The following is a 17,358-nucleotide window of genomic DNA, read 5'->3' on the forward strand; positions in this document are numbered from 1 at the left end:
CGAGGACGCTGTTGACAGGTTGTTCGGAATAGACGATGACGATGATCTGCTTGACGATGATGACATATAGGAGGGTGACCGAGCGTGTTTGAATTAAAAGATTTTGAAGCCATACGAATTGGTCTGGCTTCTCCTGAAAAAATCCGTGAATGGTCCCGCGGGGAAGTGAAGAAGCCTGAAACTATAAATTACAGGACCCTAAAACCCGAGAGGGATGGTTTGTTCTGCGAAAGAATCTTCGGGCCTACAAAGGACTGGGAATGTCACTGCGGAAAATACAAACGCATACGCTATAAGGGGATTGTCTGTGACAGATGCGGTGTTGAAGTAACGAGATCCAAGGTAAGACGCGAAAGAATGGGGCATATAGAACTGGCTGCACCAGTTTCACATATATGGTATTTCAAAGGTATCCCCAGCCGTATGGGGTTATTGCTCGACATGTCTCCAAGGGCTTTGGAGAAGGTATTGTATTTTGCCGCATATGTTGTTATTGATCCGGGAACGACTCCGTTGTCCAAAAAGCAGATTCTCAGTGAAAAGGAATACAGAGACAGCCTTGAAAAATTCGGAAACAATTTCAGGGCCGGCATGGGCGCGGAAGCAATAAAGGAACTGTTGCAGGAAATAGATTTGGATGCCCTTGCGGAAGAATTAAGGGCAGAGATTGAGGAAAGCACGGGCCAGAAGAGGATAAGGGCGATTAAACGCCTTGAAGTTGTGGAGGCATTCCGTCAGTCGGGTAATAAGCCCGAATGGATGATCCTCGACGTTATACCCGTTATACCTCCCGAATTGCGCCCGATGGTTCAGCTTGACGGCGGACGCTTCGCAACAAGTGATTTAAACGATTTATACCGCCGTGTAATCAACAGGAACAACAGGTTAAAGAAATTACTGGATCTCGGCGCTCCTGAAATAATCGTACGCAATGAAAAAAGAATGCTCCAGGAAGCGGTTGACGCTTTAATAGACAACGGACGCCGCGGCCGTCCTGTAACCGGTCCCGGGAACAGACCCTTAAAATCGCTTTCCGACATGCTTAAAGGTAAGCAGGGACGTTTCCGTCAGAACCTTCTGGGTAAGCGTGTTGACTACTCAGGAAGATCGGTTATTGTTGTCGGTCCTGAGCTTAAGCTGTGGCAGTGCGGTTTGCCGAAAGAGATGGCTCTGGAACTGTTTAAGCCCTTTGTAATGAAACGGCTGGTGGAAAAAGGGCTTGCCCATAATATCAAAAGCGCAAAGAGAATGGTTGAACGTGTGCGTACAGAAGTTTGGGACGTGCTCGAAGAGGTTATCAAGGAGCACCCTGTGCTTCTGAACCGTGCACCTACGTTGCACCGTCTTGGTATTCAGGCGTTCGAACCCGTTCTTGTCGAAGGTCGTGCCATTCAGTTGCATCCGCTGGTATGTACGGCGTACAACGCTGACTTTGACGGTGACCAGATGGCCGTTCACGTACCGCTGTCTGCGGAGGCACAGGCGGAGGCAAGATTTCTGATGCTTTCGGCCAATAACCTGCTGAAGCCGCAGGACGGCAAGCCGGTAACCGTTCCCACGCAGGATATGGTACTGGGAAGTTACTACCTGACCGTTGAAAAGGAAAATGACAAAGGAGAAGGCAAGGCTTTCTCATCACCTGAAGAAGCCATAATGGCGTATGAAAACGGCTACGTGTCACTGCATGCGAAGATAAAGGTTAAAATGACCAGAATGGTCGACGGAGTGAAAAAGTCGAAGGTAATTGAAACCACGGTCGGTAAGCTTATTTTCAACGAGGCCATACCGCAAAACCTCGGCTTTGTTGACAGAACCAATCCCGAAACAATGTTTAACCTTGAAGTGGATTTCCTCGTAGGTAAGAAAGAACTGAGCAGAATAATTGAACGATGCATCAAAGTTAACGGTACACATAAGACAGCGCTTGTGCTGGATGAAATAAAGAGACTTGGGTTTAAGTATTCGACCAAGGGTGCGATTACAATAGGTATTTCGGATATGATTATTCCCGAAATCAAGCAGAGATACCTTGAAGAAACGGACAAAAAGATTGAATTGATAACAAAACAATACCGCCGCGGACTTATAACCGACGAGGAAAGAAGAAATGCGGTCATAAACGCATGGAATAAGACCACTGAAGATGTTAAGAATGCGCTTATCGCCAGCATGGACAAATTCAATCCGGTGTTCATGATGTCGAACTCGGGTGCCCGCGGTAATATCAACCAGATTCGTCAGCTTGCCGGTATGCGCGGACTTATGGCGGATACCGCGGGTAAGACCATTGAGATTCCTATCCGCTCCAACTTCCGTGAAGGTTTGAACGTTCTGGAATATTTCATATCCACCCACGGTGCAAGAAAGGGACTTGCGGATACGGCTCTTAGAACCGCGGACTCAGGTTATCTGACCCGACGCCTTGTTGACGTAAGCCAGGATGTTATAGTGCGTGAAGAAGATTGTCATACCGAGGATGGTATTACTGTAACCGATATCGTAAGCAGCGGTGAAAAGATTGAAAGCCTTGAGGAAAGAATTACGGGAAGATATGCCGCCGAAGACATAATCGATCCCGAAACCAAAGAGGTTCTTGTAAGGCATCATGAAATGATTGACAGCGATATGGCGCAGTTAATAGTATCAAAGGGAATCAATAAAGTGAAGATCCGTTCGGTACTGACCTGCCGTACAAGAAACGGCGTATGCGCTAAATGCTATGGACTGAACCTTGCAACCGGAGAACCGGTCAATGTGGGCGAAGCTGTAGGTATAATAGCCGCTCAGTCCATAGGAGAACCCGGAACGCAGTTAACGATGCGTACGTTCCACACCGGCGGTGTTGCCGGAGAAGACATCACCCAGGGTCTGCCGCGCGTGGAAGAGTTGTTTGAGGCAAGAAAACCGAAAGGACTTGCCATAATAACCGAAATATCAGGCGTTGTGACGATAAAGGACACAAAGAAGAAACGCGAAGTAATTGTGACGAACGAATCGGGTGAAGCGCAGACCTACCTTATCCCGTACGGTTCAAGGCTGAAGGTAAGCGACGGGCAGAGGGTGGAAGCCGGTGATGAGCTCACCGAAGGTTCGGTCAACCCGCACGATATTCTGAAGATAAAGGGTATTGAGGCAGTTCAGTCGTACCTGCTTAGTGAAGTGCAGAAGGTTTACAGACTGCAGGGTGTTGATATTAATGACAAGCATATTGAAATTATTATCAGGCAGATGATGAAGAAGGTTAAGGTTGAAGAATCAGGAGATACGAGACTGTTGCCCGGAAGCCTTGTTGACATGTTCGAGTTTGAGGATGAAAACGCCAAGGCAATAGCCGAAGGCAAGAGACCAGCCGAAGGAAAGAGAGCTCTCCTTGGTATTACAAAGGCTGCACTGGCTACCGATTCATTCCTGTCGGCAGCGTCTTTCCAGGAAACTACAAGAGTTCTGACCGAGGCTGCCATTAAAGGTAAGACCGATCCTCTGCTGGGTCTTAAAGAGAACGTTATCATCGGAAAACTGATACCCGCCGGAACAGGTATGAACAGGTACCGCGACATAGAAATTGAAGCCGGAGCATCTGATACGGCGGAAAACAGCGAAGAAACCCAGCTTGAAAAACTGTAAAAATTTCTATAAAAAAGCAGCGGCTTTTGCCGCTGCTATGCTGTTCTTTTGCTTCTTTTTCTGAATTTTGAACATGCTTTTTTCTCACTTCCGTCAAACGGGCGTACGGAGAACATGCTGCATACCCCGTAGTTGCTGTTTTTCGGATTCGGGGTAAAGGTAAAGTGAACGCAGTCGCAGCACCTGTACCCCAGATGTTTTTGCAGAATGTCCAGCTCGAAGGGCATGAATTTTGAGCAGCAGAAGTCGGGCGAAACAATTCCCTTTTCACGGCACAGTATTTCATTTCTTATCCCGACCGGAATTCCTTTTATACAGTTTTTACAGCATTTGATGTTTGAACTGTCTTTTTTCATTTGAATCATTACCTGTAATATTTTTTGGACAGGCTTATTATATCATATATAAGATTCAGAGACAAAAAATGGGAAATAGACAGGCCCATTTCGGTTGCTGATGCGTGCATCGGTTTTACAGGAAAACCGCGTAAATGCCGGTTTATTTGTTATGGATTTTTGAATTTATTTCCGGTAAAATTAGACTGTAAGCAGATGTTTGTGTCAAATGCAAAAGCGGGGTTATATGAAAAAAGGTTTGAACGGTTTTCAGCTGAAAATTATTGCATGCATTATAATGGTTATAGATCACGCAGGCGCTCTGTTTTTTCCCGATAAATTAATTTTTCGGATAATAGGCCGGGTTGCTTTCCCGATTTTTGCTTTTTTCATAGCCGAAGGCTTTTTTCACACCCGTTCGGTAAGAAAATACTTGGCAAGGTTGGGAATATGTGCGGTATTGTTTCAGATTCCCGACTGGTTTTCGCGGGTTTATGCTGAAATATCCGGCAATCCCGATTTTGGGGTGCGTTATAAGTTCAATATATTTGCGACGCTGTTTTTCGGGCTTTTGGCAGTTACTCTTTATGACAGGCTGAAGTCTAAAAAGCAGTGGCTTTCGTGGACGGCGGCCTTGGCCGTTGCAATTCTGGCGGAAACGGCAGGCGCGGACTATGGTGCATACGGTGTATTGTACATACTGGTTTTTTATCTTACACGGGAAAATATACTTTATATGCTGTTTGGCGTGATATCGCTGCATATGGCGTATGCAGCTTACGACATTGTAATGAGTTTGGTGACTTCGGGTACCGTTATTGTTACAGATTCAATCCAGCTTTACTCTCTAATGGCCATTCCTCTTATTGCGCTTTACAATAACGAAAGGGGAAGAAAGGCAAAATATGTTTTTTATGTATTCTATCCCGTGCATCTGATTGTGCTGTACGTAATAGACCTGATTATATGAGGATTTTTATTATTTCCTTGTTTGATGCATTGCTTGAATAAATGATTTGGAAAGTTATAATTATAGTATGAACCCTTTCAGGATGTTAACTTAATCCATTCCTGAAAAAGTGATAAACTGAAATCAGGCAGGTGTCTTTTATGCGGCAGTTACCGGATGTATACAGAGCAGCAAGACGGATGGCAATTCGAGAGTATTCCAGTTATATTTCCCAGGGCAGAAACGGATATCTTCCTTTTCTGGACGGTATATTGAAGAACATGGAAATAGTCTCAGAAGTGGATCTGGGTATAGTTGAAATACCGGTGAAGAAAATAAAAGGCACCTATACATATATGCGCAGCACATCTTTCGCGAGAAATTTCATGCCGTTGATGGATGAAGACAGCGAGTTTGCATCCAAGTGGATGGCGGTTTATGATGCGCAGATAAATGAGGGATTAAGAGATCCCATTAAGGTGTATGAATATCTTAACTGGTTTTATGTCGTGGAGGGCAACAAACGCGTCAGCGTATTAAAATATTTAAATGTGTACAGCTATAACGCCCATGTCATAAGGCTTATTCCAAAGTACGATGAACAGAATAAGGATATACGGCTGTATTATGCTTTTCTGAAATTTTACAGGAATACAGGCATAAATGAAATATGGTTTTCCGATGAAAGAAGCTTTGATGCGCTGTGGAAATTGATCCGGAATTATGAGCCGCCTAATTTAATGCTGAAAGGCAAGGAAAGGTTCAGATTCTTCCTGAATGCGGTATACCGCGTTTTCAGGAAGGTTTACCATGAGCTCGGGGGGCAGAATTTGCCGATAACCACAGGCGACGCGTTTTTGGATTACATAAGGTTAAACGGTGTCCCCGAACAGTTTTTTGAAGATGAGCTGAGACCTTCTCTTGAAAGGTTTATTCTTGAACTGGACTATTACAAGCACAACTCGGATATCCATATAGAAACCCAGCCTGTTCTGAAGGATGAGAGAAGTTTTTTAAGCAGGCTTACGACAATCAGGCGGCATGAAGAAAAGATTAAGGTGGGTTTCGCCATCGCGAAGGATATAAAAACGTCAAGCTGGTCCTACGCCCATGAACTGGGCAGAATGCATCTGGAAAAGGTTATGAAGGATCAGGTTGAGACGGTTTGTATAGATCATGTCCCTGAAACGCTGGAAGCTTATCATTATTTAAAAAGTCTTGTGGATCAGGGGTGTGAGGTTATTTTCTCAACAAGCCCCGAAATGATTAATGCCACGCTGAAACTGGCGCTGGAATATCCGAATATAATATTCCTAAACTGCTCGAATATGTATTCTTTTAAGCATGTAAGAACCTATTTCGGAAGGATCCACGAACCGCGTTTTCTGGCCGGAATAACTGCGGGGGCTCTTACAAAGACCGATAAAATCGGATACATTGCAACATGCCCGACTGCTGAAGTGATAAGCAGCATTAACGCTTTCGCCCTTGGTGCGAAAATGGTGAATGCAGACGCGGAAATTTTCGTGGAGTGGACCTGTGACTGGGATAATGAGGCGAGTACGAATTCCGCCGGCCTGAAACTTGCCCGAAGGGGCGTTGATATAATCTCCCACCATAATACACTGGCCAACCGGAAATTTTCAAAGGAATACGGCGTTTACTCCATACGGTATGACGAAAAGGAAGAAAATTATACGGTAGAGAACTATATTTCGGTGCCTGTCTGGAACTGGGGAATTTTTTACGAAAAAATGGTCCGCAGTATTATGGAAGGCGGTATCCGCTCTTCCGCAGACGGGACGGGAAAAGGCGTTATAAGAAACTACTGGTGGGGAATGGACTCTGGGATTTTGGACTTTTTCTATTCAAGAAGGCTTATACCGCCTGAAACCCAAAAATTAATCAACTTTTTGAAGGATTCAATCATAGAAGGAAGGTTCAATGTATTTTCCGGGCCACTGTATGATCAACAGGGAAGACTGAGAATTCCTGCGGGCAAATCGGCATCAAGGGAAGAAATTTTCTCAATGGACTGGCTGCTGGATTTTATAAACGGCGAAATACCGGAAATTGATACATTTTACGATTTTTCCGATCTGTCCACCGGAAAAATGACCTAAATATCAATGATATAATGATCATAACAATTTATGATTGTAGTGTTTTTGTATTGCTGTATTCTTTCTATTCTGCCGTAATTAAGATGCATGTGGCCATGAAACATGTATTTGGGGCTGTATTCATCCATAAGGGTCAGAAAACTTTTAAAACCGGTATGGCACAGGTCTTTTCCGTCCCCGATGCCAAAGGCAGGCGCATGGGTGACAAGGATGTCAAATCCGTTATGTTTTCTGATCTGCCGTTTTAGTTTGCGTATTCTTTTTTCCATTTCCCTTTCTGTATACTGATGCGGGCGGCCGCTGTATTTCATGGTTCCGCCAAGTCCAAGAAATCTGTATCCCTTGAATGTTACTATCCTGTCTTCAATTGAATCGCATCCCTCGGGCGGATGATGGGTGTAAATTGTGTCGTGGTTGCCATGGACATAGAAAAGCGGTACGTTAATCATTGTAACCAGAAATGACAGGTAACTGGGCTGAAGATCGCCACAGGATATTATCAGCTCAATGCCTTTAAACCGTTCGGCGTCGAAATGGTCCCATATAAAGTCGTTTTCCTTATCGGCCACAAGTAAAATTTTCATTTGTACCTCCGAAACCTGTAAGCTTATACTTCCAGCTTATATTGAAATCATTGTACCAAAATAATACTTCGTATTCAAACCTGTTATATATGAAATTTCTTTTCCAGATATAAACGCAGTTCCTCATTTCTCTGCACAAAAAACAGAAAAGCCGCTATCGGAAGCAGTACGCCTGCAACAATCAGTGACCAGAACAGTGACAGGCCGTTCCCAAAGACAAAACGGTTTATAATAAATTCCGCCCCGAAACAAAAAGCACTTATGGCACAGAAAATAAGCCCTACCAGAGCAATGCCTCCGAAAAACTTAAAGCGGGAAAGAATAAAGGTCAGCAGCGTTAATGCAAGAAGCAGTGTAAGTAATGGCAGGGCAAGGTCAAAGAACCACAAGCTTCCGGTCGCCTGCTCGATTAAATATAAGTACAATCCGGTGCTGATGTATGCAATGAAGGCAAGAAAAAAGGGATGTCTTTTTCCGAAAAGGAAGCCCAGCAGAAAATAAACCCATACAAGCAGAAGGGATGCGACAGGGTACACCGACCAGCTCAGGAAATTCCCCGAATATGCGTCAAGGGAAATCAAAAACAGTACGAGCGAATAAATATCTATAGTCAGCACCTTCAGAAAGCTGTATCGTTTCATAAGGGCGGGATATGCCATGAGTATCCATACAAGAATTATTGATGTGACAGGGTAAAAAGACCAAGTTATCGTGCCGTTTTTGCGTAAATCAATCATCAGGCATACAATAAGCGGTATTATGAGAATAAACGTCATAAGATATACAAAAGCTTTACTAGGCACTAAATTCACGTACCTGGGATGTTCCTTTTGTATTCTTTCAGGATATGGTTTGTTTGCATTTTCATCAGTTTCGTCTGGCATATAAACAGGGGTTTTGCACAAAGGACAGGCTTTAAGCTTAGTGTCAAGCTCTACGCCGCATTTAACACAGTATGGCATAAAAACCACCTCAAAAACTATTCATTACTCTCTATCGTAACATGTATACCCATTTTAACCAGCTTGGTAAAAAAGATTCTTTCAAGCTCGGCTTCTTCAGTAAGCCTTCCGAAAGTTATATACAGTTTGTCTTTAAAGCCTGTGACCGAGCAGCCTGTTTTGTTCACAGGGCCGGGACCTGGAGTGAAATCAATTCTTTCTATGTATTGAGCCATCTCATCGGGCACTTTGACCAGGCCAAGGTTTGAAATTGTGCCTGAAAACAGGTTCTCGCCGAGTTTTCTGTACAATAACGGGAAAAACATACGTTTTATAAACAGCGGAACAATCCGGACAAAAGGATTCCTTTGTCCTCCCACGTTTCTGCTTAATTGCCTGCTGATGGACTTTTCGTTTATCTCGGTCATCATCGTATAATGGACAATTTTAAGTATTTCCTCAAAAGTATAGTCGCCAAGGCGGGGATCTATTCTCGGTACTACAAACAGTGAGAAATTCCTCATGGTTCTGGAAGGATAAATATTCCTCATATTTACAGGCACCGATATGGAAATGGGCTTCTTTTTCCTCGGATTTTTCACGTATTTGTTTTGTATTTCCTGCATTGCGTCCATATAAACGGCGGTCAGGAACACGGTAAGGGATACGTTGTATTCTTTTGCTTTCGCCAGTATGTCTTTCAATGGAACAATGCCGGTAATCACATAATAAATGCCTTTTTTCACAAGTTTTGACTTCAGGTGAAAAGCGGGCTCTCCGGTTTCAGGCAGCGGAAGTGACGGCTTGTAAAAACGGTTATATGCGTCTTCAAATTCTTCTTCGTCAGGCTCTTCATCAATTGTCAGTATGCCGGTTTTGTCGGTAAGTTTTTTTCCTGTTTCCTTCAGGTACTGAAATACAAGGGATTTCAAAAAAGTTAACGCTCCCGTCCCGTCGGTAAGTACGTGGCAAAATTCAACGGCAATACGCCGGTTGTAATACCTTACTCTGAACAGGTAGTTGCGGTTAAAAACAGGAGAAAGTTTTCCGCAGGGATATTGCACGTCTTTTTCCACGCGGGGTGTTTTCGGGTTGTGTTCAAGATAGTACCAGAACAGTCCCTTGCTCAGTTTAACCCTGTAGTAGGGGAACCTGTCTATTACTTTGGTGAGAGCGGTCTGAAGAAGAAACGGATCGACTGCTTCGGTCAATGTGGCCGACAGCCTGAATACCGTTGAGATTCTGTCAGTCTGTATTGACGGATACAGTATTGCGGCATTGTCAAGCCGATACCATGTTCTGTTCTTTTTTCCCTGTTTGTTCACCGGCATTTTGAATCTCCTGTACAGATGAGTTTAAATTTGTACTTTCAATATAACATAACCGGCATAACGTAACAACCTCTTTGATTACCTTATTTATGGATAAGTCTGAGGATTCCTTCCGTTATTCCATGGCGCATTGATAACCAGGCTCCGCAATAATTCCTTTATTGCCCCTTACACTTCATAATGACATTTTACCGAAATAATTAACAGATGACATTATCATAAGCTGAACACATCTTCTCAGTTAATTATTAATATTGAAATTAAACAGTGGTGTGGTATAATAATGCAAACCGTATGGACTGTAAGAAATAGGAGGAATTCGTATGCGTGAGGTCCAGATAGCTTTCCTTGGGCTTGGAAATGTGGGTAGCGGTGTTTATAAAATCCTTCAAATGCGCAAAAAAGAATTCGAGGAGAAAGAGGATCTGCGTATTAATATAAAAAGAATACTGGTCAGAAATATTAACAAAAAAAGGGCAGTTGAGGTGGACAGAAATATACTTACCGATAATCCCGATGATATACTGAATGATCCGGAAATTTCCATAGTAGCCGAGTTCATCGGCGGCGAGAAACCGGCGTTGGAATATCTTCTTAAAGCACTGAACAGCGGCAAGACCGTTGTAACCGCAAACAAGGAAGTAATAGCAAGACATTGGGAAAAACTTGACGAAGCGGCAAAGGCAAGCGGTGCCGGGCTCTACTATGAAGCCAGTGTATGCGGCGGAATCCCCGTAATAAAAGCAATACAGGAATCCCTTCAGGCAAACCGGATTGAAAGAATAATGGGAATTATAAACGGAACGACGAATTATATTTTAACAAAAATGTCCGAAAACAATGAAAGGTTTGAAGAAGCATTGCGAAAAGCCCAGGAACTGGGATATGCTGAACCCGATCCGACAGCTGACATAGAGGGATACGATGCTGCGTTCAAACTTTCAATTCTTTCAACTCTTTGTTTTCACAAAAGGGTGCATCTGGACAACATTCTGAGGGAAGGAATAACAAACATTACCCTTGAAGACATATCCTACGGCCGGGAGCTGGGTTACGCACTGAAATTGCTGGCAATTGCAAAGGATAATGACGGAAAGGTGGAAGCGCGGGTTCATCCCACGTTTATTCCGCTGAATCATCCGCTTTCTTCGGTAAGAAGCTCTTTCAATGCCGTATACCTTAAAGGCGACTGTTTCGGCGATATGATGTTTTTCGGGCGCGGAGCGGGTGATCTTCCAACGGGCAGCGCGGTTGTGTCCGATATACTCACCGCCTGCGGCAGAAAAGAGCACCGGTATATGGATTTTGGCAAGAAAACGGCTGATGCGGTTTACAATGATGACTGGAAGACAAAGTATTATGTAAGGTTGACCGTAAAGGACCAGCCGGGAGTTCTGGCCGAAATAGCAGGCTATTTTGGAAAATACCAAGTAAGTATAGCGTCGGTTATTCAAAAAGGATATGGCGACACAACAGCGCCACTGATATTTGTTACACATGAAGCCTCTGAAAAGTCGATACAGAAAGCCATCGCTGAAATCCGTGAAAGTAAATACGTTATAAGCGTTGATAATCTAATCAGGGTTGAAGAATAAAAAAGGGAAGCTAAACCGCTTCCCTTCCTCCGTGAAGCAGTTTATACTGGCTCATGTAGAGTTTGTAATAATCTCCCTTCAGCTTCATCAGTTCCTCATGGGTTCCCGCCTCGGTAATTCTTCCATGGGATATATGTAATATACGGTCGGCATTTTTAATGGTCGAAAGTCTATGGGCGATAATAAACGCCGTGCGGCCTTTAAGCAACCTTTCAAGAGCGATCTGGATGGCTTTTTCGGTTTTTGTATCAATGGAGGAAGTGGCTTCGTCAAGGATAAGAATTTTGGGATCGGAAAGCAACGTCCTCGCAAAGGAAATCAACTGACGCTGCCCGACCGAAAGCCTGGATCCCCGTTCATTGACTTCGGTATAATAGCCGTTTTCCATTTCCATTATAAAATCGTGGGCCATAACTTCTTTCGCTGCCTGAATTACTTCTTCGTCGGTGGCGTCGGGTTTTCCGTACCGGATGTTGTCCATTACCGTCCCGGAGAAAATAAAAGTATCCTGTAACATTACGCCCACCTGACTTCTGAGAGATTCAAGGGTTACTTTTTTAATATCATGGCCGTCTATCAGTATTTGTCCGCTCTGTATATCATAAAAACGGCTGAGCAGGTTTATAATTGTGGTTTTACCCGAACCGGTGGCACCGACCAGCGCGATTGTTTCACCGGGATTAACTTTAAAACTTACGTTTTTTAATACGGGTATGTCCTTTTCATAGCAGAATACCACATTTTTAAATTCCACTTCACCTTTTATCGGAGGAAGCGGATAACTGTCCTCCGCATTTTTAATCAATATGGGCTCATCAAGGGTTTCAAATATTCGTTCCAGATACGCCGTTGCCTGAATAATCTGGTTATAAAAATTCCCGAGGTTTGTTATCGGAGCCCAGAAATTGCTTATATAGGACGCAAAGGCGATGAAATCACCTACGGCAATATCCTCATTTGCGATCCATACAACGCCGGCAATGTACATTAAAGATATAGTCAGAACAGAGATATTTTCTGTTATTGGCCATAACAATGCATTTGCCCTGACTGCCGAAATCCAGGAAGTACGGCACTCGTTACTGGTTCGCTCATATATTTTCTCGTTTTCTTCCTCCCTCACAAAGGACTGAGTTACTTTCATGCCGTTAATTGTCTCATGCAGGTATGCGTTCATGTTGGATTGTTTGCGGCTGACTTTTTGCCAGCGTTCCCTCTGCATTTTCTTGAGAATGAACAGCACGGCCACAAGCACCGGAACGCCTGTAAGGCTTACAAGGGTCAGCCGGACATTGATTGACAGCATAAAACCAATTATCAGAACCAGGCTGAACAAATCGGTCATCATGTTGATGATGCCGTTTTGAAGAAGATCATTCAAAGAATTGACATAGTTCACAACCCTTATGATTATTTTGCCGTGAGGTCTGTTGTCATAGTAATTAAAAGACAGTTTCTGCAGATGGACAAACAGGTCACGCCTCAGGTTCAGTATTACGTTCTGGGCAATCTGCGACATCATTCTGATCCTGTATTTCAAGCAGATCATACTTATGTAAATTGAAAAAAGAAACAAAAGTGAAACCAGAATAAGGCTTAATGTATCATGTGCCGGTATAATGCTGTTTATGGCATACCTTAAAAGGTATGGACCAAGCAGTACTGCGAGGTTTGAAAGAATCATCATTAACAGGGTTGTAAAAAGTTCTTTTTTGTAGGGCCTTATATATGTCCATAGCCTTTTTATATGTTCTATATTAAACTCGGTTTCAAGGGTTTCATCCACATCGAATTTATTCCGTGCCATTCAGCAAACCTCCCTGTTTTCAGTCAGATTTAAGTCAAAATCGCCCATCTGATTGACGTATACATCGTAATATAAGCCTCTTTTTTTCAGCAGTTCTTCATGGGTTCCTCTTTCTACAATCCTTCCCTTGTCCATGACAAAAATCTGGTCGGCGTTCATTATTGAGGAAATTCTGTGGGTAATTATCAGCGTAGTTCTCTTTTTGTTCAGTTTTTCAAGCGCCTTCTGTATCTTGAATTCTGTTTCAAGATCGAGGCTTGAAGTTGTGTCGTCCAGTATCAGAACATCGGGATTTTTTAATAAAGTTCTGGCAAGGGCGATTCTCTGTTTCTGCCCGCCCGAAAGGCCTACACCCCTTTCGCCTACAATGGTGTCGTAACCATCGGGAAGTTCCCTTATGAACTCATCGGCCTCGGCAATTTCGGCCACTCGTTTAACGTCCTCAAAAGTGGCATTTGGAACTCCGTAAGAGATATTTCCTTCTATCGTGTCCGTGAAAAGGAAAACATCCTGCATTGCGATGGATATTTTGTTCCTCAGCGTTTTAAGATCGATATTCTTGACATTTATGCCGTCAACGAGTATAAGGCCTTCGTCTGTCTCATAAAATCTCAGGATAAGATTCATAATGGTACTTTTGCCCGAACCTGTCGCGCCTATAAAGGCGGCCGTCTGACCGGGTTCAATGACAAAATTTATATCATGAAGCACATGGCTGTCTCCATAACCGAAATTTACATCCCTGAATTCAATCTTTCCTTTAATGTCCAGATTTTTAATTCTAATACCGACATTTTTGATTTTCGGTTCCTGATACATTAATTCCCGTATTTTACTGCTGCTTGCGTTAAAGCGCTGGAAGTCGCTCGTAAGCCACCCTATCATCCGCAGCGGAATATTGAACCTCTGGGCAAGGCCGTGGAATATCACGAGTTCTCCCACGGTGATGGAGCCTTTTGAAACGAAGAGACCTCCGACAATTAGTATAATGAACAAATTCATATTACACATAAAGTCGAGTGGAGGGAGAAATTTTTCCCACATCCTCGCGGTTTTTATATTTGCTTTTCTGTAGTCTTCATTTACCTTGTCAAATTTATTTATCTCAAAATCTTCCCGGGCAAACGCCTTAACAACCCTGTGCCCGCTGACATTTTCCTGAACAACGGTATTAAGCCTTGAAAATTGTTGTCTTACTTCCTGCAATACAGGCAGGATTTCTTTACCGAACCTTGTGGTAATTAAACAGGTAACCGGCATCAGCGCGAAAATACACAGCGCAAACGTTACGTTTATCCGAAGCATCATCCATATTGCGAAAACAAAGGTTACTGTTCCCTTGACAAACTGGGGAATTACATGAGCGAGAAAATGCCTTACAGCGTCCATGTCTCCGGTCATCCTCGCCATGATATCGCCGGTTCTGTTCCTGTCAAAGAAAGTAAAATCCTGGTCGTTCAGCCTTCTGTAGGCTTCGGTTCTTATGTCATGAATTACGTTTTGCGATGTTTTTTCCTGAAGAAGGGTGTGAATATACGCAAGAGTTGTTCTGAAAACCGTAGCACCGATTAGTGCAAGAAGAAGGGGTTTTAACAGTTCCGTTCTGCCGCCTTCTATAACTTCGTCTACAATTCTTCCCATTATCTGCGGTACATACAGGCTCAATACCGAAAAAAAGGTCAATAATAAAAGGCCGGTTCCGTACATCCAGCCGTATTTTTTAAGATAGCCCCACAGCCATTTAATATTTGGCATAAAAAAATACCCCCACAAAAAGAGTTGCAGTTTTCTCTTCCCCGCAAAACCACAACATAAAAACATAAAATAATTATGAAATATTTTATCCTCTGCTGTATAATTATAAATATTTGCAAGATTAATTGGAATGTATAATCTTATCATGAAAATGTATTATATTAACTTCATGTCGTATTTTCGTCATACTTGAGCGGTATGGCCGTATTATGGTAATATTTATTGAGACGAAAAAGCATAAAATAATTTACCCGGTTTTTAAAAGGCGGAGATTTAGCCGTGGACTTTAAAATTATAAACCCGCATCATTTTAATCCAAGAGTTTTATTTATAATGCGCAGGTTCTTTGATCAGGCGAATAAAACTGAAAGCCATTCCCATGATTTTTTGTCTCTGATATATATTCTTGGCGGAGAAGGAAAGTATGAGGTCGGCGGAAAGATATATGACGTTGGCGCAGGGACGTTTTTCATATGCAATCCTGAAGTGACGCACCACCGAATTCTGACGGGAAAACAGCGGATTGAGGAGTTCCATGTTGGAATTTCCGATCTCCATTTAAAGGGACTTCCAGAAAATTATCTGATACCTAAAGGCGAAGAGCCGCTGTTTGGGCTTAACCGTTATCGTCAGGAAGTTATCAGCTGTATCAATGAAATTATTTCCGAACAGCAGAGAAACGACGAGACAAGTGTTTTAATGCTTAAATGCATTGTAATGAAATTGCTGGTATATATTATTAAAGAGCGTTATTTTTCGGTCTGCAGGCCCGAAAAGGATGTAATTCCGATAGAACGTTACGGAAAAACCGCCATGGTGGATAATATTATAGCCTTTTTAAACGAAAACTATATGAAGCCTATTTCACTGGCTCAGATTTCAGCAAATACGTACCTGAGTCCCGTTTATGTTTCGAAGGTTTTTAAGGATGCTACAGGCGAATCGCCTATAAATTACCTGATTCACCTGAGACTCTCAAAGGCATGCGAACTTTTGGAAAGCAGCGATGCCTCAGTCAAGGAAATAGCCAGACAGGTAGGGTATACCGACGCATATTATTTCAGTAAACTTTTCAAGAAATACTACGGAATTTCGCCGATGCATTACCGGAAGGCAGGCGGAAAAGCTGCTTTCAGAGCACATTTGCAGAATGAAGATGAACAGATGTAATTTTTTAAGATTGTAAATGTTATCTTTTAAGTTTATAATTTTAGTATTAATTAGTAAAAAAGGAGAGTAAGCGTATGGCCAAAAGAGGAGGCTTCCCCATGGGAATGGGCGGAGGCGCTATGAACAATATTATGAAACAGGCAATGAAACTGCAGAAGGAAATGGAAAAGGCAAGGGAAGAACTTGCTGAAAAGACTGTTGAAGCCACAAGCGGCGGTGGTGCGGTAAAGGTTGTAGCCACCTGTGGAAAGGAAATCAAACAGATTGAAATATCCCAGGACGTAGTTGATCCGGATGATGTGGAAATGCTGCAGGATCTTATTCTGGCGGCGGTAAATGAGGCGCTCCGCAAAGCAGATGAGGAAACAGAGGCGGTAATGAGCAAATTTACAGGCGGACTGGGAAACATACCGGGATTATTCTGACGGAGTGAGACATGAGCATGTATGCAGCACCAGTCGCCAGACTTATAGATGAATTTGAAAAGCTTCCGGGTATCGGGCATAAAACGGCGCAGCGTTTGGCTTTTCATATACTGAATATGCCTATGGATAAGGCAATTGCATTTGCCAACGCAATAATAGACGCCAAAAAAACAATCCATTATTGCTCGGTCTGTGGGGATCTGACCGATACTGATCCCTGCAGGATTTGCAGCAATCAGAACAGGGACCGTTCGGTAATTTGCGTTGTGGAAAGCCCAAGAGACGTTGTGGCGATGGAACGAATAAGGGAATATAAAGGCCTGTACCACGTACTGCATGGGGTTATCTCTCCCCTTGACGGGATCGGGCCCGATGATATTAATATGAAGTCTCTGATAAAACGTGTCGGAAACGGGGAAGTGAAGGAGGTAATCCTTGCCACAAACCCGGATGTGGAAGGAGAAGCGACGGCTATGTACATTGCAAGGCTTCTTAAACCGATGGGGATAAGAACAACCCGTATTGCGCACGGCCTTCCCGTGGGCGGCGACCTTGAGTATGCCGACGAAGTGACACTGGCAAAATCCCTGGAAGGCAGAAGGGAGATATAAACTTGCTGATTGATTTGTATACACCGAATAAACTCCTTTCATTTTTCAAGTGTTTTAAAAAAAGCAAATAATTTTCTTTCAGAAAGACATGGCTTGTCAGGGTTAAGG

At 43.2% G+C, this 17,358-nt stretch carries 13 protein-coding genes; 7 read left to right on the top strand and 6 right to left on the bottom strand.

The window, feature by feature from the left end; translation table 11 throughout:
• Nucleotides 1–84 precede the first annotated feature (84 nt).
• A complete protein-coding gene (rpoC, locus tag CST_RS01380) occupies nucleotides 85–3,624 on the top strand; it encodes a DNA-directed RNA polymerase subunit beta' (protein WP_015358019.1) in 3,540 nt (1,179 codons plus the stop codon).
• Nucleotides 3,625–3,659: 35 nt separating this feature from the next.
• Here rpoC and CST_RS01385 read toward each other — a convergent pair whose 3' ends face one another.
• The gene (locus CST_RS01385; RefSeq protein WP_034840716.1) at nucleotides 3,660–3,980 is read right to left on the bottom strand and encodes a hypothetical protein; all 321 of its coding nucleotides are present in this window, start codon (nucleotides 3,978–3,980) and stop codon (nucleotides 3,660–3,662) included.
• Nucleotides 3,981–4,206: 226 nt separating this feature from the next.
• Here CST_RS01385 and CST_RS01390 point away from each other — a divergent pair, with 226 nt between their 5' ends.
• Together CST_RS01390 and CST_RS01395 are read left to right on the top strand one after the other, a co-directional pair.
• Nucleotides 4,207–4,929 (top strand): TraX family protein, encoded by a 723-nt coding sequence (locus tag CST_RS01390; protein WP_015358021.1) that lies wholly within the window; start codon nucleotides 4,207–4,209, stop codon nucleotides 4,927–4,929.
• A gap of 140 nt (nucleotides 4,930–5,069) precedes the next feature.
• Complete coding sequence (locus tag CST_RS01395) at nucleotides 5,070–7,031, top strand: BMP family ABC transporter substrate-binding protein (protein WP_015358022.1); 1,962 nt, start codon at nucleotides 5,070–5,072, stop codon at nucleotides 7,029–7,031.
• On the opposite strand, the gene CST_RS01400 is transcribed toward CST_RS01395, so the two are convergent.
• From CST_RS01400 to CST_RS01410, 3 genes are all read right to left on the bottom strand, one after another.
• Complete coding sequence (locus CST_RS01400; protein ID WP_015358023.1) at nucleotides 7,028–7,615, bottom strand: metallophosphoesterase family protein; 588 nt, start codon at nucleotides 7,613–7,615, stop codon at nucleotides 7,028–7,030. The genes CST_RS01395 and CST_RS01400 overlap by 4 nt on opposite strands.
• A gap of 83 nt (nucleotides 7,616–7,698) precedes the next feature.
• Complete coding sequence (locus tag CST_RS01405; RefSeq protein ID WP_015358024.1) at nucleotides 7,699–8,577, bottom strand: DUF6320 domain-containing protein; 879 nt, start codon at nucleotides 8,575–8,577, stop codon at nucleotides 7,699–7,701.
• A gap of 17 nt (nucleotides 8,578–8,594) precedes the next feature.
• On the bottom strand, nucleotides 8,595–9,887 hold the full coding sequence (locus CST_RS01410; RefSeq protein ID WP_015358025.1) for a hypothetical protein: 1,293 nt from the start codon (nucleotides 9,885–9,887) through the stop codon (nucleotides 8,595–8,597).
• A 323-nt stretch (nucleotides 9,888–10,210) separates the two neighbouring features.
• Between CST_RS01410 and CST_RS01415 the strand changes: the two genes are divergently transcribed.
• On the top strand, nucleotides 10,211–11,482 hold the full coding sequence (locus tag CST_RS01415) for a homoserine dehydrogenase (protein ID WP_015358026.1): 1,272 nt from the start codon (nucleotides 10,211–10,213) through the stop codon (nucleotides 11,480–11,482).
• Between the two features lie 10 nt (nucleotides 11,483–11,492).
• Here the strand turns inward: CST_RS01415 and CST_RS01420 are convergent, their stop codons facing one another.
• The gene (locus tag CST_RS01420; protein ID WP_015358027.1) at nucleotides 11,493–13,289 is read right to left on the bottom strand and encodes an ABC transporter ATP-binding protein; all 1,797 of its coding nucleotides are present in this window, start codon (nucleotides 13,287–13,289) and stop codon (nucleotides 11,493–11,495) included.
• Nucleotides 13,290–15,044, bottom strand: a complete 1,755-nt coding sequence (locus CST_RS01425; RefSeq protein WP_015358028.1) for an ABC transporter ATP-binding protein — start codon at nucleotides 15,042–15,044, stop codon at nucleotides 13,290–13,292.
• Between the two features lie 279 nt (nucleotides 15,045–15,323).
• Here CST_RS01425 and CST_RS01430 point away from each other — a divergent pair, with 279 nt between their 5' ends.
• From CST_RS01430 to recR, 3 genes are all read left to right on the top strand, one after another.
• Complete coding sequence (locus tag CST_RS01430; RefSeq protein ID WP_015358029.1) at nucleotides 15,324–16,214, top strand: AraC family transcriptional regulator; 891 nt, start codon at nucleotides 15,324–15,326, stop codon at nucleotides 16,212–16,214.
• Between the two features lie 74 nt (nucleotides 16,215–16,288).
• Nucleotides 16,289–16,639: a YbaB/EbfC family nucleoid-associated protein gene (locus CST_RS01435; protein ID WP_015358030.1), complete on the top strand. Its 351-nt coding sequence runs from the start codon at nucleotides 16,289–16,291 to the stop codon at nucleotides 16,637–16,639.
• An 11-nt stretch (nucleotides 16,640–16,650) separates the two neighbouring features.
• Entirely contained in the window at nucleotides 16,651–17,250 is a 600-nt protein-coding gene (recR, locus tag CST_RS01440) for a recombination mediator RecR (protein WP_015358031.1), read from the top strand.
• The last annotated feature ends 108 nt before the right edge of the window (nucleotides 17,251–17,358 follow it).

This window comes from Thermoclostridium stercorarium subsp. stercorarium DSM 8532, assembly GCF_000331995.1.
In the GTDB taxonomy this organism is placed as follows: Bacteria; Bacillota; Clostridia; order DSM-8532; family DSM-8532; genus Thermoclostridium; species Thermoclostridium stercorarium.

Excerpts from the sequence above, each read along its gene's own strand:
- CST_RS01420 (WP_015358027.1), bottom strand. The coding sequence starts at position 13,289 with ATGGCACGGAATAAATTCGATGTGGATGAAACCCTTGAAACCGAGTTT.
- CST_RS01395 (WP_015358022.1), top strand. The coding sequence starts at position 5,070 with ATGCGGCAGTTACCGGATGTATACAGAGCAGCAAGACGGATGGCAATT.
- CST_RS01435 (WP_015358030.1), top strand. The coding sequence starts at position 16,289 with ATGGCCAAAAGAGGAGGCTTCCCCATGGGAATGGGCGGAGGCGCTATG.
- CST_RS01410 (WP_015358025.1), bottom strand. The coding sequence starts at position 9,887 with ATGCCGGTGAACAAACAGGGAAAAAAGAACAGAACATGGTATCGGCTT.
- CST_RS01425 (WP_015358028.1), bottom strand. The coding sequence starts at position 15,044 with ATGCCAAATATTAAATGGCTGTGGGGCTATCTTAAAAAATACGGCTGG.
- CST_RS01405 (WP_015358024.1), bottom strand. The coding sequence starts at position 8,577 with ATGCCATACTGTGTTAAATGCGGCGTAGAGCTTGACACTAAGCTTAAA.
- CST_RS01415 (WP_015358026.1), top strand. The coding sequence starts at position 10,211 with ATGCGTGAGGTCCAGATAGCTTTCCTTGGGCTTGGAAATGTGGGTAGC.
- CST_RS01400 (WP_015358023.1), bottom strand. The coding sequence starts at position 7,615 with ATGAAAATTTTACTTGTGGCCGATAAGGAAAACGACTTTATATGGGAC.
- CST_RS01390 (WP_015358021.1), top strand. The coding sequence starts at position 4,207 with ATGAAAAAAGGTTTGAACGGTTTTCAGCTGAAAATTATTGCATGCATT.
- recR (WP_015358031.1), top strand. The coding sequence starts at position 16,651 with ATGAGCATGTATGCAGCACCAGTCGCCAGACTTATAGATGAATTTGAA.
- CST_RS01385 (WP_034840716.1), bottom strand. The coding sequence starts at position 3,980 with ATGAAAAAAGACAGTTCAAACATCAAATGCTGTAAAAACTGTATAAAA.